This window comes from Caulobacter sp. GW822-FHT07D08 (genome assembly GCF_058798735.1).
Genome location: NZ_JBXAKU010000002.1, coordinates 31,555 through 48,118, shown reverse-complemented (window position 1 = coordinate 48,118; position 16,564 = coordinate 31,555). Strand labels below are relative to the sequence as shown.

General features: G+C 67.4%; 16 protein-coding genes. 6 read left to right on the top strand and 10 right to left on the bottom strand.

Annotated features, from left to right (window positions below; genetic code table 11):
• Positions 1-12: 12 nt before the first annotated feature.
• From leuB to AC1RJ9_RS04065, 3 genes are all read left to right on the top strand, one after another.
• On the top strand, positions 13-1,065 hold the full coding sequence (gene leuB, locus AC1RJ9_RS04075; protein ID WP_492836204.1) for a 3-isopropylmalate dehydrogenase: 1,053 nt from the start codon (positions 13-15) through the stop codon (positions 1,063-1,065).
• A gap of 64 nt (positions 1,066-1,129) precedes the next feature.
• Positions 1,130-2,752: a long-chain fatty acid--CoA ligase gene (locus AC1RJ9_RS04070; RefSeq protein ID WP_492836202.1), complete on the top strand. Its 1,623-nt coding sequence runs from the start codon at positions 1,130-1,132 to the stop codon at positions 2,750-2,752.
• Positions 2,745-3,206, top strand: a complete 462-nt coding sequence (locus AC1RJ9_RS04065) for a GNAT family N-acetyltransferase (RefSeq protein WP_492836200.1) — start codon at positions 2,745-2,747, stop codon at positions 3,204-3,206. Before AC1RJ9_RS04070 ends, AC1RJ9_RS04065 begins: the two co-directional genes overlap by 8 nt.
• 4 nt (positions 3,207-3,210) lie before the next feature.
• Here AC1RJ9_RS04065 and AC1RJ9_RS04060 read toward each other — a convergent pair whose 3' ends face one another.
• The 8 genes from AC1RJ9_RS04060 to AC1RJ9_RS04025 all read right to left on the bottom strand — a co-directional run bounded on the left by AC1RJ9_RS04060 (position 3,211) and on the right by AC1RJ9_RS04025 (position 10,507).
• On the bottom strand, positions 3,211-3,690 hold the full coding sequence (locus AC1RJ9_RS04060; RefSeq protein ID WP_492836198.1) for a GNAT family N-acetyltransferase: 480 nt from the start codon (positions 3,688-3,690) through the stop codon (positions 3,211-3,213).
• The gene (locus AC1RJ9_RS04055) at positions 3,687-4,082 is read right to left on the bottom strand and encodes an SRPBCC family protein (RefSeq protein WP_492836196.1); all 396 of its coding nucleotides are present in this window, start codon (positions 4,080-4,082) and stop codon (positions 3,687-3,689) included. The genes AC1RJ9_RS04060 and AC1RJ9_RS04055 overlap by 4 nt, the downstream gene beginning before the upstream one ends.
• A gap of 861 nt (positions 4,083-4,943) precedes the next feature.
• Positions 4,944-6,164, bottom strand: a complete 1,221-nt coding sequence (locus AC1RJ9_RS04050; protein WP_492836194.1) for an ABC transporter permease — start codon at positions 6,162-6,164, stop codon at positions 4,944-4,946.
• Complete coding sequence (locus AC1RJ9_RS04045; protein WP_492836192.1) at positions 6,161-6,877, bottom strand: ABC transporter ATP-binding protein; 717 nt, start codon at positions 6,875-6,877, stop codon at positions 6,161-6,163. Before AC1RJ9_RS04045 ends, AC1RJ9_RS04050 begins: the two co-directional genes overlap by 4 nt.
• Positions 6,874-8,175, bottom strand: a complete 1,302-nt coding sequence (locus tag AC1RJ9_RS04040; protein ID WP_492836190.1) for an efflux RND transporter periplasmic adaptor subunit — start codon at positions 8,173-8,175, stop codon at positions 6,874-6,876. The genes AC1RJ9_RS04045 and AC1RJ9_RS04040 overlap by 4 nt, the downstream gene beginning before the upstream one ends.
• A gap of 9 nt (positions 8,176-8,184) precedes the next feature.
• Positions 8,185-9,615 (bottom strand): efflux transporter outer membrane subunit, encoded by a 1,431-nt coding sequence (locus AC1RJ9_RS04035; RefSeq protein ID WP_492836188.1) that lies wholly within the window; start codon positions 9,613-9,615, stop codon positions 8,185-8,187.
• A 182-nt stretch (positions 9,616-9,797) separates the two neighbouring features.
• On the bottom strand, positions 9,798-10,199 hold the full coding sequence (locus AC1RJ9_RS04030) for a BA14K family protein (RefSeq protein ID WP_492836186.1): 402 nt from the start codon (positions 10,197-10,199) through the stop codon (positions 9,798-9,800).
• A gap of 92 nt (positions 10,200-10,291) precedes the next feature.
• Positions 10,292-10,507, bottom strand: coding sequence for a hypothetical protein (locus AC1RJ9_RS04025; protein ID WP_492870902.1), 216 nt, complete (start codon positions 10,505-10,507; stop codon positions 10,292-10,294).
• Positions 10,508-10,524: 17 nt separating this feature from the next.
• On the opposite strand from AC1RJ9_RS04025, the gene AC1RJ9_RS04020 reads away from it, so the two are divergent.
• The 3 genes from AC1RJ9_RS04020 to AC1RJ9_RS04010 all read left to right on the top strand — a co-directional run bounded on the left by AC1RJ9_RS04020 (position 10,525) and on the right by AC1RJ9_RS04010 (position 14,740).
• Positions 10,525-11,523 carry a glucokinase gene (locus tag AC1RJ9_RS04020; RefSeq protein ID WP_492836184.1) on the top strand — a complete coding sequence of 333 codons (999 nt, stop codon included), beginning with the start codon at positions 10,525-10,527 and terminating at the stop codon, positions 11,521-11,523.
• 861 nt (positions 11,524-12,384) lie between these two features.
• Positions 12,385-13,437, top strand: a complete 1,053-nt coding sequence (locus tag AC1RJ9_RS04015; protein WP_492836182.1) for a DUF6976 family protein — start codon at positions 12,385-12,387, stop codon at positions 13,435-13,437.
• A 55-nt stretch (positions 13,438-13,492) separates the two neighbouring features.
• Positions 13,493-14,740, top strand: coding sequence for a hypothetical protein (locus tag AC1RJ9_RS04010; protein ID WP_492836180.1), 1,248 nt, complete (start codon positions 13,493-13,495; stop codon positions 14,738-14,740).
• A gap of 88 nt (positions 14,741-14,828) precedes the next feature.
• On the opposite strand, the gene AC1RJ9_RS04005 is transcribed toward AC1RJ9_RS04010, so the two are convergent.
• Together AC1RJ9_RS04005 and AC1RJ9_RS04000 are read right to left on the bottom strand one after the other, a co-directional pair.
• Positions 14,829-15,680 carry an endonuclease/exonuclease/phosphatase family protein gene (locus AC1RJ9_RS04005; protein WP_492836178.1) on the bottom strand — a complete coding sequence of 284 codons (852 nt, stop codon included), beginning with the start codon at positions 15,678-15,680 and terminating at the stop codon, positions 14,829-14,831.
• An 11-nt stretch (positions 15,681-15,691) separates the two neighbouring features.
• Positions 15,692-16,453 (bottom strand): DeoR/GlpR family DNA-binding transcription regulator, encoded by a 762-nt coding sequence (locus tag AC1RJ9_RS04000; protein ID WP_492836176.1) that lies wholly within the window; start codon positions 16,451-16,453, stop codon positions 15,692-15,694.
• Positions 16,454-16,564 lie beyond the last annotated feature (111 nt).

The window sequence follows — 16,564 nt, the reverse complement described above, 5'->3', positions numbered from 1 at the left end:
AGAGAGCCTCCCATGTCCACCCTGCTCCTCCTGCCCGGCGACGGCATCGGCCCGGAAGTCTGCGCGCAGGTGCGCCGCGTGGCGGCCGCCCTCACGCCGGATCTCGAGGTCTCCGAAGCCCCCTATGGCGGCTCCAGCTATGACGCCCACGGGACGCCGCTGCTGGACGAGGTCCGCGACCAGGCCATCGCCAGCGACGCGGTGCTGATGGGCGCAGTCGGCGGCCCGCAGTGGGCCAACGCCCCGCGCCACCTGCGTCCGGAAGCGGGCCTGCTGAACCTGCGCAAGGCCATGGACGTCTACGCCAACCTGCGCCCCGCCTACTGCTTCGAGGCCCTGGCCGACGCTTCCAGCCTGAAGCGCGAGCTGGTCTCGGGCCTGGACATCATGTTCGTGCGCGAACTGGTCGGCGGTGTCTATTTCGGCCAGCCGCGCGGCATCGAGGACCTGCCGGACGGCCAGAAGAAGGGCTTCGACACCCAGGTCTACACGACCAGCGAGATCGAGCGGGTCGGCCGCGTGGCCTTCGAACTGGCCCGGGGCCGGACCAACAAGGTCCACTCGGCCGAGAAGTCGAACGTCATGGAGTCGGGCCTGCTGTGGAAGCAGGTGATCACCGAGCTTCACGCCCGCGAATATCCGGACGTCCAGCTGGAGCACATCCTGGCCGACAACTGCGCCATGCAGCTGGTCCGCGCGCCCAAGCAGTTCGACGTCATCGTCACCGACAATCTGTTCGGCGACATCCTGTCGGACGCCGCGGCCATGCTGACCGGCTCGCTGGGCATGCTGCCCTCGGCCGCCCTGGGCGCGGCGGGCAAGCCGGGCCTCTACGAGCCGATCCACGGCTCGGCTCCCGACATCGCCGGCAAGGGCCTGGCCAATCCGCTGGCCGCGATTCTGTCGTTCGAAATGGCCCTGCGCTGGTCGCTGGGTCAGGTCGAGGCGGCCGACGCGCTGCTGGCGGCGGTCAAGAAGGCCCTTGATGACGGCGCGCGCACCCGGGATCTGGGCGGATCGCTGACCACCGCCCAGATGGGCGACGCGGTGCTGGCGGCGCTCTAACCCCTTCCCGAACACCCGTTACAGGCCCTAGGCTCCTCCCAACAAGACATGTTGGGAGGGACCGATGATCGCGGGCCTGATGCAGACGACGCCGCTGATGATCAGCGGCATTCTCACCTATGCGGCCCAGGCCCACGGGACGCGCGAGATCGTCTCCAAGCTGATCGACGAGCCGCTGTGGCGCTACGACTATGCGGGCCTCGGCCGCCGTAGCGCCCAGCTGGCCCACGCCCTCCAGCGCCTGGGCGTGAAGGCCGGCGACCGGGTCACCTCCCTGGCCTGGAACACCCACCGGCACCTGGAGCTGTTCTACGCCGTCCCCGGCCTCGGCGCGGTGCTGCACACCGCCAATCCCCGCCTGTTCGACGAGCAGATCATCTACACGATCAATCACGCGGAAAGCGGCGTGCTGTTCTACGAGCGCGGCTTCGCGGCCCTGGTCGAACGCATCGCCCCGCAGCTGACCACGGTGAAGACCTTCGTCATGCTGTCGGATCCCGAACGGACCCTCCCCGGCTCGGTCGGCGCCCTCTCCTACGAGGCCCTGATCGCCGGCGAGGCTGAAAGCTTCGACTGGCCGGTCTTCGACGAGAACGCCGGGGCCTTCCTCTGCTACACCTCGGGCACGACGGGCGATCCCAAGGGCGTGCTCTATTCGCACCGCGCCGTGGTGCTGCACGCCATGGCCGGCGGGCTGAACAGCGCGTTCGGCTTCACCGCCTTCGATGTCGTCATGCCCTGCTCCAGCCTCTACCACGCCACCGCCTGGGGCCTGCCGTTCAGCGCCCCGATCTGCGGCGCCAAGCTGGTGCTCCCCGCCGACAAGATGGACGGCGCCAGCCTGCATGCGCTGATCGAGGGCGAGGGCGTCACCTTCACCGGCGGCGTGCCGACCATCTGGACGATGTATCTGGACTGGCTGGAAAGGAACGACGCCTCGCCGACAACGCTGAAGCGCGTCGTCATCGGCGGCAGCGCCGTGCCGCGCGCCATGGCCGAGGCGTTCAAGCGGCTCTACGGCGTCCAGACCCTGCAGATCTGGGGCATGACCGAGACCTGCCCGATCGGCGTCGTCTCCACCCCCACCCCCGCTCTCGCGGCCCTGGGCGAGGAGGCCATGGACGAGGCCATCTGGACCCGCCAGGGCCGGCTGCAGTTCGGCATCGCGCTACGCGTCGAGCTGGAGGACGGGAGCGAGGCCCCGCACGACGGCGAGACCTCCGGCGCCCTGCTGGTGCGCGGCCCCTGGGTGGTGCGGCGCTACTTCCGCCAGGGGGCCGACGCCGCGCGCGCCGACGGCTGGTTCGACACCGGCGACATCGCCACGCTGGACGCCCACGGCTTCATGCGCATCACCGACCGCCAGAAGGACGTCATCAAGTCCGGCGGCGAGTGGATCAGCTCGATCGACCTGGAGAACGTCGCCGTCGGCTGCCCCGGCGTGCGGATCGCCGCCGTCATCGGCGTGCCGCATCCGAAGTGGGAGGAACGGCCGCTGCTGGTCATCGAGGCCCATGAAGGCTCGATCCTTGGCAAGGCCGATGTGCTCGACTATCTGGCGCCCCGGATCGTCAAATGGTGGACGCCCGACGACGTGGTCTTCGCCATCGTGCCGCTGACCGCCACGGGCAAGATCGACAAGAAGGTCCTGCGCGAAGCCTGGAAGGGCCACCTTATCCATGGCTGACCCTGTCACTGTCCGCGCGGCGCGCCCCGACGAGGCTCCGCAACTCACCGACCTGGCGATGGGCGCCAAGGCCTCCTGGGGCTATGATGAAGCCTTCATGGCCCAGTGCCGCGACGAGCTGACCCTCACGCCGGAGAAGATGGCGACCTGGACCGTCTGGGTCGCCGAGTGCGACGGGCGGCTGGCCGGCATGATCGCCCTGGCCTCGGGCGACGGCATGGCCGAACTCGAGGACTTCATGGTCGAGCCGGGCTTCCAGGGCCGTGGCGTCGGCACGGCCCTGATGGACGCCCTGCTGGCCGAGGCCCGCGCGCGCGGCCTGGATCGGATCGGCCTCGACGCCGATCCAAACGCCGAGACCATCTACCGCAAGCTCGGCTTCGAGACCGTCGGTCGCTCGCCCTCGCGCTCCATTCCCGGCCGCCCCCTGCCCCGGATGGTCCGGGCGCTTTGAGGCCTCAAAGCTTGAGCCGCCAGCTCTCCGAGACCAGCTCCTCGCCGAAGCCGTCATAAGGCCAGCTTGTCTCCAGCTCGAAGTCGAAGCGGGCGTAGAGCCGGCGGGCCGGCAGCAGGTTGCTCTGGGTCCAGAGCACCATCTCGGCATAGCCGGCCTCACGGGCCCGGGCGACGCAGGCGGCGATCAGGGCCTCGCCGACGCCGAGGCCTCGCGCGGTCGGCTCGACCAGCAGCAGGCGCAGACGGCCAACCGTGTCGCTCTCCTTGGCCAGCATGATCGAACCGACCTTCTCGCCGGCGTGCTCAGCGATCCAGCAGGCCTCATAGGCGGGGTCGTACGTCTTCACATAGTCGGAGACGACGCCGGCCACCACGCCCTCGAAGCGATGGTCCCAGCCTTCCTCGGCGGCGTAGAGCGCGCCGTGGCGCTGGACGATCCAGCCGAGGTCGCCCGGCGCGGGTGGGCGCAGGACAATGCTCATGCCTCGAGCAGCGCCTTCAGCCTGGCCAGGTCCTTGGCCACGGCCGCCGCGTCGCGGTCATAGGCGGCGTCGTCGTACATGTTGGGCGGCCGGTAGAGGACCATGCCGACCTCGGCCCCCTCGCCGTTGGCCACCACCCGCAGCGGCATGTAGAGTTCGGTCCCGTCCGCCAGGGTCACCCAGTGATCGAGCACGCCATAGGGGTTGTCCGGCGAGAACCGCACGCGGACATCGCCGCCCGGGCCGTGGGCGAGCCACTGGTCGCCGTCCGGCGTGAGACCCGAGGCCAGGCCCGCCGCCCATTTGGGGAAGCTCTCCGGAGCCTTGGCGAAAGCGTAGACCGCCTCCGCCGGCTTGTGGATGCGGATGCTGATGTAGCGCGACTCGAACATGTGTCTCTACTCCACGGTCACCTGGGTCTGGGCTGGGGCCTGGGCTCACTTTTGTTAAAGGGGAGCGGCTGTCCAGCAGCATCCGTTCAGGGTGGACAGCCGCCTTCAGGTCCGCACCGCCATGGCCAGCACAACGAACGTAAGCCAGGCCGATAGCGCCACGCTGCTGAGAACCTGCAAACGTTTGGTATGAACCGTCAGATCAGGATCGTTCATCCTCCGATCCCGACGGAAGAGGGCGAACCACATGAGCTTATTTGGTAGCGAAAGTCCGCGCATCCGGCGGTAGGTTTCGGGATGCCGGGCCGCAAGAGCCGAAGCCAGCTTCGGTCCGAACCAGAACTGGGCCCCGCAGCACCCAACGAATATCGCGAATGGTATAAGTGGCAGCCATCATTCTGGCGAACGCTAGCGCTCCGCCGATTAAGCCACAACCGGACTTAGGCTAAGTCTGCAACGCGGAAGCGCTCATTGGCGCTGGCGTCGATTGCGGCCTGACCCTAACGGCGCCATCGGAGCAACCCGGTCTATCGGCCGGTCCGGAGTTGGGCGGGGCTACGCCAGTTGCTGACGTTGCCTCACCTCCAGGAACACGACGTTCGCCCGGTGAGGTGGCGCGCAGAATCGAATGGCGAGGAGCACTACGCCTACGCCAAAGCCCTCTGAGCTACGATTTCCATCAACGGCTAACCCAGCTCGCCGGTGGCCAATCCTTAGGATTGCTGGGGAGGGGCAGCTCGCAGGCCGCCAAGACCTCGTCACCGCCCGCAAGCTCGCCGGCGCGCGTGAGAAGCCGCGAGAGATGCTTGAAATGATCGACGACCTGCAGTCCGAGCAGGCCCAGGCGATCCAGCGCGGCCTCTATTCGTGACGAAGCGCGTCCATCGGATTGAGCCGCGCGGCCCGGCGGGCGGGGAAGTAGCCGAACAGCACGCCGATCAGGGCCGAGAAGACGAAGGCGACCGTGTTGATGGTCGGGTCGAAGATGTACGGCACATTCAGCATTGGCGCGAGGATCAGGCTGGCGCATAGGGCCAGCGTCAGGCCCAGAAGGCCGCCCAGGCTGGACAGCACCACGGCCTCCACCAGGAACTGCAGAAGCACCTCGCGCCCGAGCGCGCCGATGGCCAGCCGCACGCCGATCTCGCGCGTGCGCTCGGTCACCGACACCAGCATGATGTTCATGATCCCGATCCCGCCCACCAGCAGGCTGACCGCGGCAACGGCGCCCAAGAGGCCGGTCAGCATCTGGGTCGTGCTCCGCAGGGTCTCCGAGATCTGCTGGGTGTCGAAGATGTTGAAGTCATCGGCGTCGGCCGGCTGCAGGTGGCGGCGCTCGCGCAGCAACGACTTGATCGAGGCCTGAACGGTCTTGGAGTCGTAGGCCGGGTCCACCGAGACCATGATCATGCTGACGTGCTGGTTGCCCGTGATCCGGCGTTGCGCGGCCTTCACCGGCATGATCACCACGTCGTCCTGGTCCATGGGGCCCATGCTGGACCCGCGCGCCGCCAGCGCGCCAACCACCTGGCACGAAAGATCGCGGATGCGGATGGAGGCGCCGACCGGGTTCTCGTCGCGGAACAGGTTGCGCCGGACCGTGGAGCCGATGAGGCACACCGTCTTGCCCGCCTGTTCCTCGGCCACCGTGAAGGTTCGCCCCTCGGCCATGTTCCAGGACTGGGCCTTCAGGTAGTCGTTGCTGGTGCCATAGATGGTGGTCGACCAGTTGGCGGCGTTGCGGACCGCCAGGCCCGACGACTGGACAAGGGGGGCGACCGACACCAGGCCGGCCACCTGTTGCCTGAGCGCCTCGATATCGTCGGCCTCGAAGGGCTGCGGCTGCGAACCGCCGCCACCGCCGCGCCCAAACCCCTGGCCAGGCCGGATCTGCAGGATGTTGGCGCCCAGGCTTGAGATCTGCTGCTGGACGGCGGCGGTGGTGCCGTTGCCGAGCGTCACCATCGTGACCACGGAGCCCACGCCAATGACGATGCCGAGCACGGTGAGAAACGACCGCATCAGGTGCCGGCGAATCTCCCGAAGCGCCAGGGCGAATGTGGTGACCAGGACAGCGTTCACGGAGCGGCTCCAACCCGGGGCCTGCCGGCTTCGATCGCCTCGACCAGGCCGTCGCGGAACTTCACCGTGGTGCGGGCGAAAGCCGCCATGTCAGGCTCGTGCGTCACCATCAGGATGGTGATCCCCAACTCGTCGTTGAACTGTTCGAGCAGCCGCATGATCTCGAGCGAGCGCTCGGTGTCGAGGTTTCCGGTGGGCTCGTCGGCGAGCAGCACTTCGGGCTGGGTGACGATGGCCCTGGCGATGGCGACGCGCTGTTGCTGGCCACCGGAGAGTTCGGCGGGCATGTGGTGCGACCAATCCTCCAGCCCGACCTTCCGAAGAGCGTCCATGGCGATCTCCCGCCGGGTCCGTTTCGGTTCGCCGCGATAGAGCAGCGGCAACTCGACATTCTCCAGAGCGCTGGTTCGCGCGAGCAGGTTGTAGCCCTGGAAGATGAAGCCCAGATAGCGCCGCCGCAGCAGGGCCCGCTCGTCCCGATCGAGCTGTTCCACATGGACGCCCTTGAAGACGTATTCGCCGCCGGTGGGCGTGTCGAGGCAGCCCAGGATGTTCATCATCGTGGATTTCCCGGAGCCCGACGGTCCCATCACCGCCACGAAGTCGCCGACCTGGACGTCGAGATCGATGCCCTTCAGCGCCTGGAACGCCGCCGCGCCGTTGCCGAAGGTCTTGGTGATCCCGCGCAACGATATCAGCGGCTCGGCCGTCATCGCGCCGCCCCGGCGAGCTGGCCGGTGACGACCTTCATCCCGACCTTCAGCGCGTCGCCGGCGACCTCGGTCTGGCTGCCGTTGCTGTCGCCGGCCTGAACCGGAATCGGTCGTAGTTCGCCGTCGTCCCGCAAGACATAGACGGTCTGGCGGCTGCCCCGCCCGATCGCGACGTCGGCGGTCTGTCCCTGCGAGCGCGGCATCCTCTGGATCAGCATGCTGGTCGCCCCGCCCGTACTCCGGGCGGCGGCCGCGGCGGGCGCGAACCTGAGCGCCGCGTTCGGGACCAGCAGCACATTGGACTTCTCCGTCGCCACGATGGCGGCTGTGCCGGTCATGCCGGGACGGAGCGCAAGATCGGGGTTGTCGGCCGTCAACACCGCCGTATAGGCGACCACCTGGCCTGAACCGCTGGAGCTCGTGGTTGTCGTGGAGCCGAGGTCCAGGCGCTTGACCACGGCGTTGAACGTCCGGCCGGGATAGGCGTCGACCTGGAAGGTGGCCTTCTGGCCGTCCTTCACCTGACCCACGTCGGCCTCGTCAACCTTCACCTCCAGCTGCATCTTCGAAAGATCCTCGGCCAGGGTGAACAGCACGGGCGCGTTCAGCGTCGCGGCTACGGTCGAGCCCGGCTCTACATCTCGTGACAGCACCACGCCGTTCACCGGCGAGCGAATCGTGGCCTTGGAAAGCTGGGTGCGGTTTGACGACAGGTTCGCGCGAGCCTGGCCCACCGCGGCCTGGGCGGCGCGAAGGTTGGCCGCGGCTCGGGCCTGTTCGGCGCGCGCGACGTCCAGTTCGGTGGCGGAGGGCGCCTTGCCGCCGGATAGACGATAGACCTCTTCCATGCGGGTAAGACTTGCCCGCGCCTCGGTCAGAGTGGCCTGGGCCTGGGCGACACTGGCCTCCGCCGAAGCCAGGGCGGCTTCGCTTTCGCGGACCGTGTCCTCCAGGCGCGAAGTGTCCAGTCGGGCCAGAATCTGGCCCTTGGTTACGCGGTCGTTGTTGTCGACATAGACCGCGCTGACGATGCCGGAGAGCTCGGAGCCGACCTCCACCTTGTTGGTGGGCGCGAGGTTGCCGGTGGCCGAGACGGTCACCCGGAGGTCGCCGCGCTCGACCGGAGAGGTGGCGTACCGGGGCTCGTCGCCCGAGCCGCGCAGCAGGAAGAAGATCAGCAGGGCCAGGACCACGCCGACGGCCAGGGCGGCGATCATCAGCAGCCGCGGCCGGCGCGAGCCGGGCTTCACGCCCAGGAAGCTGTCGATCTTGGCGCGTGCGCCGGAGGTCTGGTCCATGGGGTTCCTCTAGGGCGCGGCGACGCTATAGGGCTCGGGCGCGGCCTGCCAGCCGCCTCCCAAGGCCTTGTAGAGCTGGACCGCCGCAGTCGCGCGGGCGACGCGCGCCGAGGCCAGGCTGTCCTGACTGGAGAGTAAGGTGCGCTCGGATTCCAGCAGCGATTGGAAATCGGTGCGGCCGGAGCGGTATTGGATGCGGGCGATTTCGGCGGCGCTGCGGGCGGCGGACTCGGCGGCGACCAGCGCCCGCAGCCGGCGGTCCGTGGCGGACACCGAGACGAGGGCGTTTTCGGTCTCCTCCAGGGCGGTGAGGACGCTGGTGCGATAGGCGGCCAAGGCGCCGGCCGCGCTGGCCCGCTGAGCCTCCACCGCGGCGCGGATCTGGCCGCCCCGGAAGATCGGGGCGGTGATCCCGGCGACCAGGCCGCCAGCCATGTCGCCCGCGGCGTTCGACAGCGAACCGCCCGAGCCGGAAAAAGTCCCGCTCAGCGTCAGCGCCGGATAGAGCTGGGCTGCCTGGACGCCGATGCGGACGGTCTCCGCCGCCAGGGTGCGTTCGGCCAGCGCCACGTCCGGCCGCCGGCGGATCACGTCGGCGGGAATGGCGGCGGGCAGCGCGACCGGCGCGGTGGGCGGGTCGGCGGCGGGTTCGAGCAGGCCGTTCACCGCCCCCGGCGCTTCGCCCAGCAGCACCGCTAGTTGGTTGGCCGCGGCGGCGTAGTTTGTCTCGATCGCAGGGATGCTCGCCGCGGTTTGAGCGCGGAGTTGGCGGGCCTGCTCCAGGTCGAGGGAGCCGACCAAACCCGCCTGCAGCCGCCAGCCAGTGATCTCCACCGTCTCGTCCAGGGTGGAAAGCGTGTCGCGAGCGATGCGCAGCCTGGTTTGGGCCTCGCGGGCGTCGAGATAGTTGAGAGCGATCTCGGAGGCGACCGTGAGCTGGGTGGCTCGCAAGCTCGCCCGCTTTCCGTCGGCGGTGGCCCGGGCGGCCTCGATCGACCGACGTTGGCCGCCGAAGAGGTCGGCTTCATAGGCCGCGTCGAAACCGATCTGATAGTTCTTGCGCGCGCCGGTCGCGCCGGACGTGCGCTCTCCGACCTCACGGCTTGCCGAGCCGGACGCGTTCAGGCTGGGCAGCAGCGCCCCGCGCGCGGCGCGGAGGTCGGCGCGCGCCGCCCGCACCCTCGATCCCGCCTCGTTGATGTCCAGGTTGGCGGCCAGCCCGCGTTCCACCAAGGCCGTCAGGGTCGGGTCGCCGAACGCCTGCCACCAGCGGGCGAGGTCAACGTCGGCGGAGATTTCGCGCGCCCCGGCCGTGAATTGCTCAGGGACCCTCAGCTCGGCAAGTGTCGGCGCGTGATAGTCGGGGCCCGCAACGCAGCCGGCAAGCAGGATCACGACGCCGCCCGACGCCGCCCGCAGCATATTTCGGAAGTGGATCAACTGTCCCCTCCTGTCCAGAGGCGCAACTTGAGGCCCACTTACCGAACTTTGCCCTACGCCACCTTGATGCCGGTCAAGCGGACAAGGTGACGCCTTCGTCACCTTTGATCGCAGGCAAATCGGGCGGAAAAAGCCGCTCGTGTCCAGAACCCCGCCACGCCGTCATCGCCGCCTCGCCTCTGCTACTGGCAGTACCGGCGCAGACCGTCACGTCCGAGATAGGTGCCGCTGCGGGGATCGAAGGACCGGTATTTGCGGGCGCAGTAGGCGATCCAGTCCGGATCGTTGAGCCGGGGCTCGACCCGGTCCTTGTCCTGGCTGGAGCCGGCGATCGCCGCGCCGAGCGCAAAGCCCAGAACCCCGGCGATGATCGCGTCGCTGTGGTCGTTCCGACGGTCCGGGTAGCGGCGGACATAGTCCTGGCGATAGCGCCACTGCGGCTCGGTCCAGCCGGGCGGCGGCGGGCGCCAGCGATCGTGACGCGACTCGCTCGGCGGGTGGCGGCCGGGTTGGGCGAGCGCCGGAACAGGGGCTTGGGCGGCAAGGGCCAGGATCAGGGTGCTGGCGACCAGGACACGCGGCATCTGAAATCTCCTTCTCATCATAAGCCCTGGGGAGCGTAGAGACTGGCCGCCGCCAGCCTTTGCCGTCGATCAAATCGGCGGTGGGACGAAGTTCAGCCCATCCGGACCTGCGCGCCCGCCGCGCCGGCGATGACGGCTTCGGCGTCGGCCAGGCGCTCAATGGCCGCTGCCCCCAGCGCCTTCGACGAACCGGCAGACAGGCCCGGCGACCAATAGATCGGGTGTCGATAGAGGGTCCCACACCCGATCCGACGCGGCCATGCGACATCGCGGCCTATTGTCGATCCCGTGATTTTGGCCAGGCTCACGACCTGTAAAGGGCGACTTGCGTGCTGATGGGTTGGTCAAGGGAAATCGATGGATGATCGAGTCTCCAGACGTCACTCACCCGATCCTGGTGGTCGATGTGAGCGGACTTCAAGCCCGCTTCGGCCTGGCCGCGCCCGGTCAGGCGCCCGCGTCGGTGAGCGTGGTCGATTGTACGAGCCAGGACCAACTGATCGACATCTTGGCCCAAGCGCGCGCATCGTTCGGTAGCCCTTTGCTCGGCGTGGCCATCGCGGCGCCGGGGCCAAACTTGGATGGCGTTATCCAGCTAACCCACTCTGATATGCGCCTCGATGCCGACCTCATCGCCGACCGGCTCGGACTGCGGCGCCTACACCTCGTCAATAACTTCACCGCCCGAGCCCTAGCCGTGCCGCTGCTGGCGCCCGAGGCGCTAGAACCGATCGGCGGCGGCGCGCCGCACCGAGACGCGCCGGTCGGCGCGGTGGGCCCCTCCGAAGCGGGCCTTGGCATGTCGATCCTTTATCCCGACGGATTTGTCGGCTGGACAGCCGCCGCCGCCGAGGGCGGACACGTGGACCTGGCCGCCGCCAATGACCGCGAAGCCGACATTATCCGCGTGCTGCGGGACAGGCACGACCATGTCTCCGCCGAACATGTGCTTTCGGGCCAGGGGCTGCTGGACGTAGCGCTGGCCGTCTCGACCCTGGCTGGCGCGCCGCGGCGTCCAGCCAACCTCCAAACACTGCTGGAAGCCGCCAACCGCGGCGAGGCCGTGGCGCTGGAGACCTTCAACCTGGTCTCGGGATGGCTGGGCGCGGTGTGCGGCAACCTTGTGCTGACCACCGGCGCGCGAAGTGGTGTCTACATCATCAGCGCGACGGTGCTGTCGTGGGGCGATCGGCTAGATCGCGCTATTGTCCGGCAACGTTTCGAAGCCAAGGGACGCATGGCCGCCTACCTCCGCGACGTCCCACTCTATCTGGTCAACGATCCCAACTGCGGCCTATTGGGTTTGACCACCCTGTTCGATTGAAGCGGCGACGACGACTTGAGCGCAGGCCGCGATCATCCTGGCGGAGAGGCGCGAGGCGCCCGCGGCAAGCAACCTGTTCCGATAAGTCGTCGCCAGCCCGATTGGGAAGGTCGCTTCGCGACACCGCTCAGGAAGCCTGGCGTTGATGATCCCAGTCCAGATCGCGTGTCGATCGTAGGACCCTGTAGCGGGGCCCCTCGCCCAAGAACCTGACGCGCACCCGAGCGCCTCGTCGCCAGATCACGGCCGACAGGTAGCTGAGGCCGGTCCGCGGATCGACCAACACAAGCCGCTGTGGCAAGCGCCTCTCGTCGGCATCGATCAGCGCCCCATCCCCGGCGAGGTCAACAAGGACGGCCTTTCGCGCCAAGGCGCCGTCGCAGACATAGACGGTGTCGCCGTCTCCATGTCCCAGGGGCGGCGCAAATCCCGAACCGTCTGTCGTAAGATCGAAAGCCAAAGTCATGGTTCGAAGCGTAGGTCGCGATCATTGATCGGATCTGCCGCCTAGGTTGCGACCTGTCGCCTCACGCGGGATCGGCGTGCGCCGACAACGATGACCGGCCCTCGCCGGCGACGCTTCATCTAGGGGAGCTCAAATGGCATGAAGCCAGCCGCCGACACGGTTTGAAGGTCCAGGACGAACACAACGTCCCGCCACCGCCCCGTCGAAGCCGGCGCGGGTTGAGCATCATCGAACGTGGTCATGCGACACCGCACCGCAGGCGCGAGGCGCGTCTCCGACGCGTCACGCCAGGGTTCTCGCGCGCGGCGTGGCTGCGACAATCGGTCTACGTGAAGTTAGTAAATTGATCGATCCTGACTTGTAGATTGTTGAAACAGAGACCCAGGATCCGCGCCATGAGAAATCTGTTTCTGACACCAGAGGCGACGGCAGAGCTGATCGCAACCGGCGCGGTGGCGTTCATCTCGGGATCCGAGGTGCTGCTTCGCGGCTTGCCGCGCGGGCGATGGATTGGCGGCACAACCGCATACTTTGTCACGGAAGCGGGCGGGGTAGCCCGCGAGGACCGGCTTTTTTGCACCGTTTTTGACGAGGCTCTGCGAGCCCGAACCGCCATCCTGCCGGCAAGCCGGTTGGAGGCTGTAACGGAGGGCCGCTTCAGCCACGGCGTGACTTGCATCATCACGCCAGCTTTTGCCGAGGCGCACCAGCGATACGCGTTGGAAGGGCCCGCCCTGCCCGGGCTGTATGATCAACCCGTCTTCGGCTGGGTCGCTGGCGTTCGGCTGGATCTGGCGCAGCAACAGCTTCCGAAGGTGTTCGATGGCGCCACCGGCCTGGCGGCCTGTGATGGCCTGGCCACGCTCTGGCTGGAGTTGCCTCCTCATCTCGAAGCAGATCTCGACATCGTCAATCTGTTTGAAGAGGGCGACGGGGACGTCATTTGTTTCCCGGAGGCCGGGTTTTCGGTGAGCGATTGTCTCGTCGATGGACAGGCGGCCAACTTCGCAGAATATCTTGTCGCCGGCGGGTTCGATACGCGCTCGCCCATGGTGGCCGACTATGGCGGAGCCGTGATCAACGTCTCATTCCAAGCGGTGGATCGGGAGGCGGGGATCGTGCGCCTCTACGCACCGGTCGTCCCCGGCGTCTCCTACCGCTTGGCGCGATCGGTCCAGGAACATACTCTGCCCTATGCCTATGCCGCGCCACCAGATGAGGCCCCAGGCATGCTATCCTGCAATTGCATACTCAACTACCTGCACGCCGGCCTGGAAGGGCGCTCCGCAGGGGGCTTTGTCGGTCCAGTAACGTTCGGCGAGTTCGCCTACATCCTGCTTAATCAGACACTTGTTCGCTTAGCGATCTTTGATCCCACCGAAGATAGCGTAGTCGCCGGAAGGCTCGGCGCAAATGTCGCCTCATACGCCCAAGCCATTGGGCGATGACGAGCCTGCCACCGCCCCGTCCATCGCCTCGCCATCAAGAGTTTGAGCGCGCGTCATGACCGCAATCGCCTGCCTTAAGATATTCGTCGGGGACGACCTACAATTCGCCGACACGGAAGCCATGGCGGGCCTGGTGGCCAAGGTGGCCGGAGCCTATCTCGAATCCGTTTGGACGTGGCCACGCCGTCACGGCCTCGTCGCGCCCTTCTCCTTCGTCTTGGCTGACCCTCGCGCGACCCGGCTCGATGCTCGGGAGATGCGCCAGCTTGCGGTCGACTTGCAGCATAAGCTGTTTGGCGACAAGGGCGCCGGGGAAATCGCCCTGCTGATGTTTGAAGGCGACCAGAGCGACGTAATGCGCTTTGCCGGAACCTCGAATGAAGCCCTTAGGGCCCTCATGGCAGGTGAGGGCGAAGGAGACTTCGCAGGCCGGATTTGCAAGATCACCCCGCAGGGCGTGACCAGTCTTATTCCTCGCGATGGTCCCGTGGAGGGCTCGCCCCCCGCGGAGGAGTTGGAGGCGATCGAGCCAGACCCGCCGAAAGGTGGCCCCAGCAGCTTGCTGGGGGTGCCGGTGGCGACCACGGGGTGGTGGGGAATCTATTACCTCCTAAGGGAGCGGTTCGTTGGGAGCGGCGTCGATTGTCGCGCGGCTTGGGACGGCGATCCGTTCAGCTCTGTCGAAGACTCCGATGCATCGACGCGAGACATGATCTGCCTGAACGCCGCAAACGAGGCGCTGCAGGGCGCGAATGCGGGCGGCTACATGTTCGTCCCGTTCAGTTTCTCCTCGATGATCAAACCCACCCTGCGGGAAACCTATCGCCCCCTGGTCGAGAAGCTCCCTCTCGCCGCCCGCCCCAGGCTGGCCGCCAATGTGTATGATGTGCCGCGCGAGCCTTCCTACGGCGCCATCAGCCAGTTGCGCGCATTTTTACAGCCTCGCTTTTCCTTGATCGACCTACAGGTTCGCGACCCGGGGTTTAGGATCGAAAGCCTGCCGGCCGGGGCTGTAAACAGCGTCACCTTGGTGCTCACCGGTCAAGATGAGCGGGCCCGCCTGGATTTGATCACCCGCTTCCTGAAGGCCGCTGAGGCCTATCGTGCAAAGCGCGTTTGGCAGGGAGTCGCTGGGCTCGCCAGTCTACGCGAGCTAGATCTCTGCCGGCGATTGCGAGCGCCCTTTCTCAGCGGACCGATGGTGGCGCCCCTGGCGGATGCGCCCGGTGGCGAAGTCGAGTGCCCGGCGCTCAATCTCCCGATTCGGCTCTCTGATCATCGGCGGCGGCAGACGCCAGCCTGAGCGGACTCTGAGTTCGTCTCGCAATGCGGACATGGGCGTCCGCCAATTTCACAGCGCCCTTGCGCGCGCCATGGGCTGGACCAATTGGTCAGGGCGCGGCGATCTGGGCGATGATCGGGAAATGGTCAGAGATAGCCTGGCCGCCATCCGTATCGGTCAGGGTGGCGAAACGCAGAACCCGCAAAGCGCGGTCGACGAAGACATAGTCGATGGGCCCCGTCGGCGGGATGCTCGGCGAGAAGTCGTTGAAGGTTCCCGCTGGCCCAAAGACGATGGGGCTCGCGGCGCGCGCGTCCCGCAGCCCGTCGACGCCGGATGTCAAGGCGTCGTGGGGCGGCTCGCCGGGCGCGCTGTTGAAATCGCCGAGCACGACCAGACGCGCGCCTGGCCAAGCGGGCTGGTCGCGTAGCTGCCGGGCGCAAAGCCGCCGCGACTCCGCGCCCACATGGTCGAGATGGGCGTTGCGCACATCCAGCAGCACGCCGCTGGCGCGATCGCGCAACACGACCCGCGCATAGGTTCGCGGCAGCGCCGCGTCGTACGCCTTGCCAGGCCGCTCGGGCGTCGGCGAGCACCACCGGGTCTGCGCCAGCAGTCGCTCGAACCGGGCGCTGCGATAGAAGATGGTCGTGGTTTCGCCGGCCTTGTCGCCATCGTCGCGCCCAACGCCGTAGTGCGCGTAATCCGGCAGGGCGACCGACAGGTCCGCCACCATCGGAACCAGCGCTTCCTGCAGGCCCAGAATGTCCGGCGAGAAGAAGCTGATCTGCCGCGCCATCGGCCCTCGGCGGGCGCGCCAATCGGGCCGGTCGTCCGGATTGTCGTAGCGGATGTTGTAGCTCATCACCCAGAACGAAGGCGATTGGGCTTGAACGGCCGCGGGGTGCGCGCCGGCGAGCGCGACGGCGGCCGCGGCGAGTCTGAGGACATGGATGATCATGGCGCGCGACGCTAAGGCGCGATGACGACGGTGGCGCGACGAAAGGCCTGGGCGTAGGCGTCGTCCAGCGGCTGGTCGGTCACCAGGATATCGACCTCTTCGGGCGAAGCGGTGCGGATCAGGCCCAGGCGGCCAAACTTGGTGTGGTCCGCGACCAGCAGAACGCGGTCGGCGCGCTCGTAGACGATCCGGCTCATCACCGCCTCGCGCGCATGCCGATCCATAAGGCCATGATCGGGATGAACGCCCCCCACGGTCAGGATCGCCAGATGCGGCGTGAACTGGGCGATATAGGTCTGGGCCACGTGATCGGAGAACGCCTTGTAGTCGTAGTCCAGCTCGCCGCCGGCCAGGAACAGGACGTTGCCGTTTCGCCCGCCCAGGGTCTCGGCCACCACCAGCGAGTTGGTGATCACCTTCAACCTCTGCCGCGACGTCGCCAGCAGGCGCGCCACGAAACAGGCTGTGGTCCCCGCGTCGATGAAGAGCGTGTCGCCGTCCCGAACGAACTCGGCGGCGGCGGCGGCGATGCGGTTCTTTTCCGCGACGTTCTCCTGCATGCGCCGGTCCAGGGGGCCTTCACTGGAGGCTACCGCCAGCTGGACGGCGCCATGGGTCCAGACGACGGCGCCCCGCGCGGCCAGCACGCGCAGCTCGCGGCGGATGGTTTCCTCGGAGACCACCAGGTCCTGCGCCAGCCGCCCGATGGCGTGGTTCTCGCCCGGCTTCAGCCTGCGCAGAATTTCGCGCTGACGATCCTCGCGCCTCAGCATCGGTCTTCACTCCCCGGCTCTGACGTCTTCAAACTGCACGATATGTGACGCGTTTATGTGGAATTGCAAAGAATTTCCACATGTATTCAGTTGAATTGCGCACAAACGTCA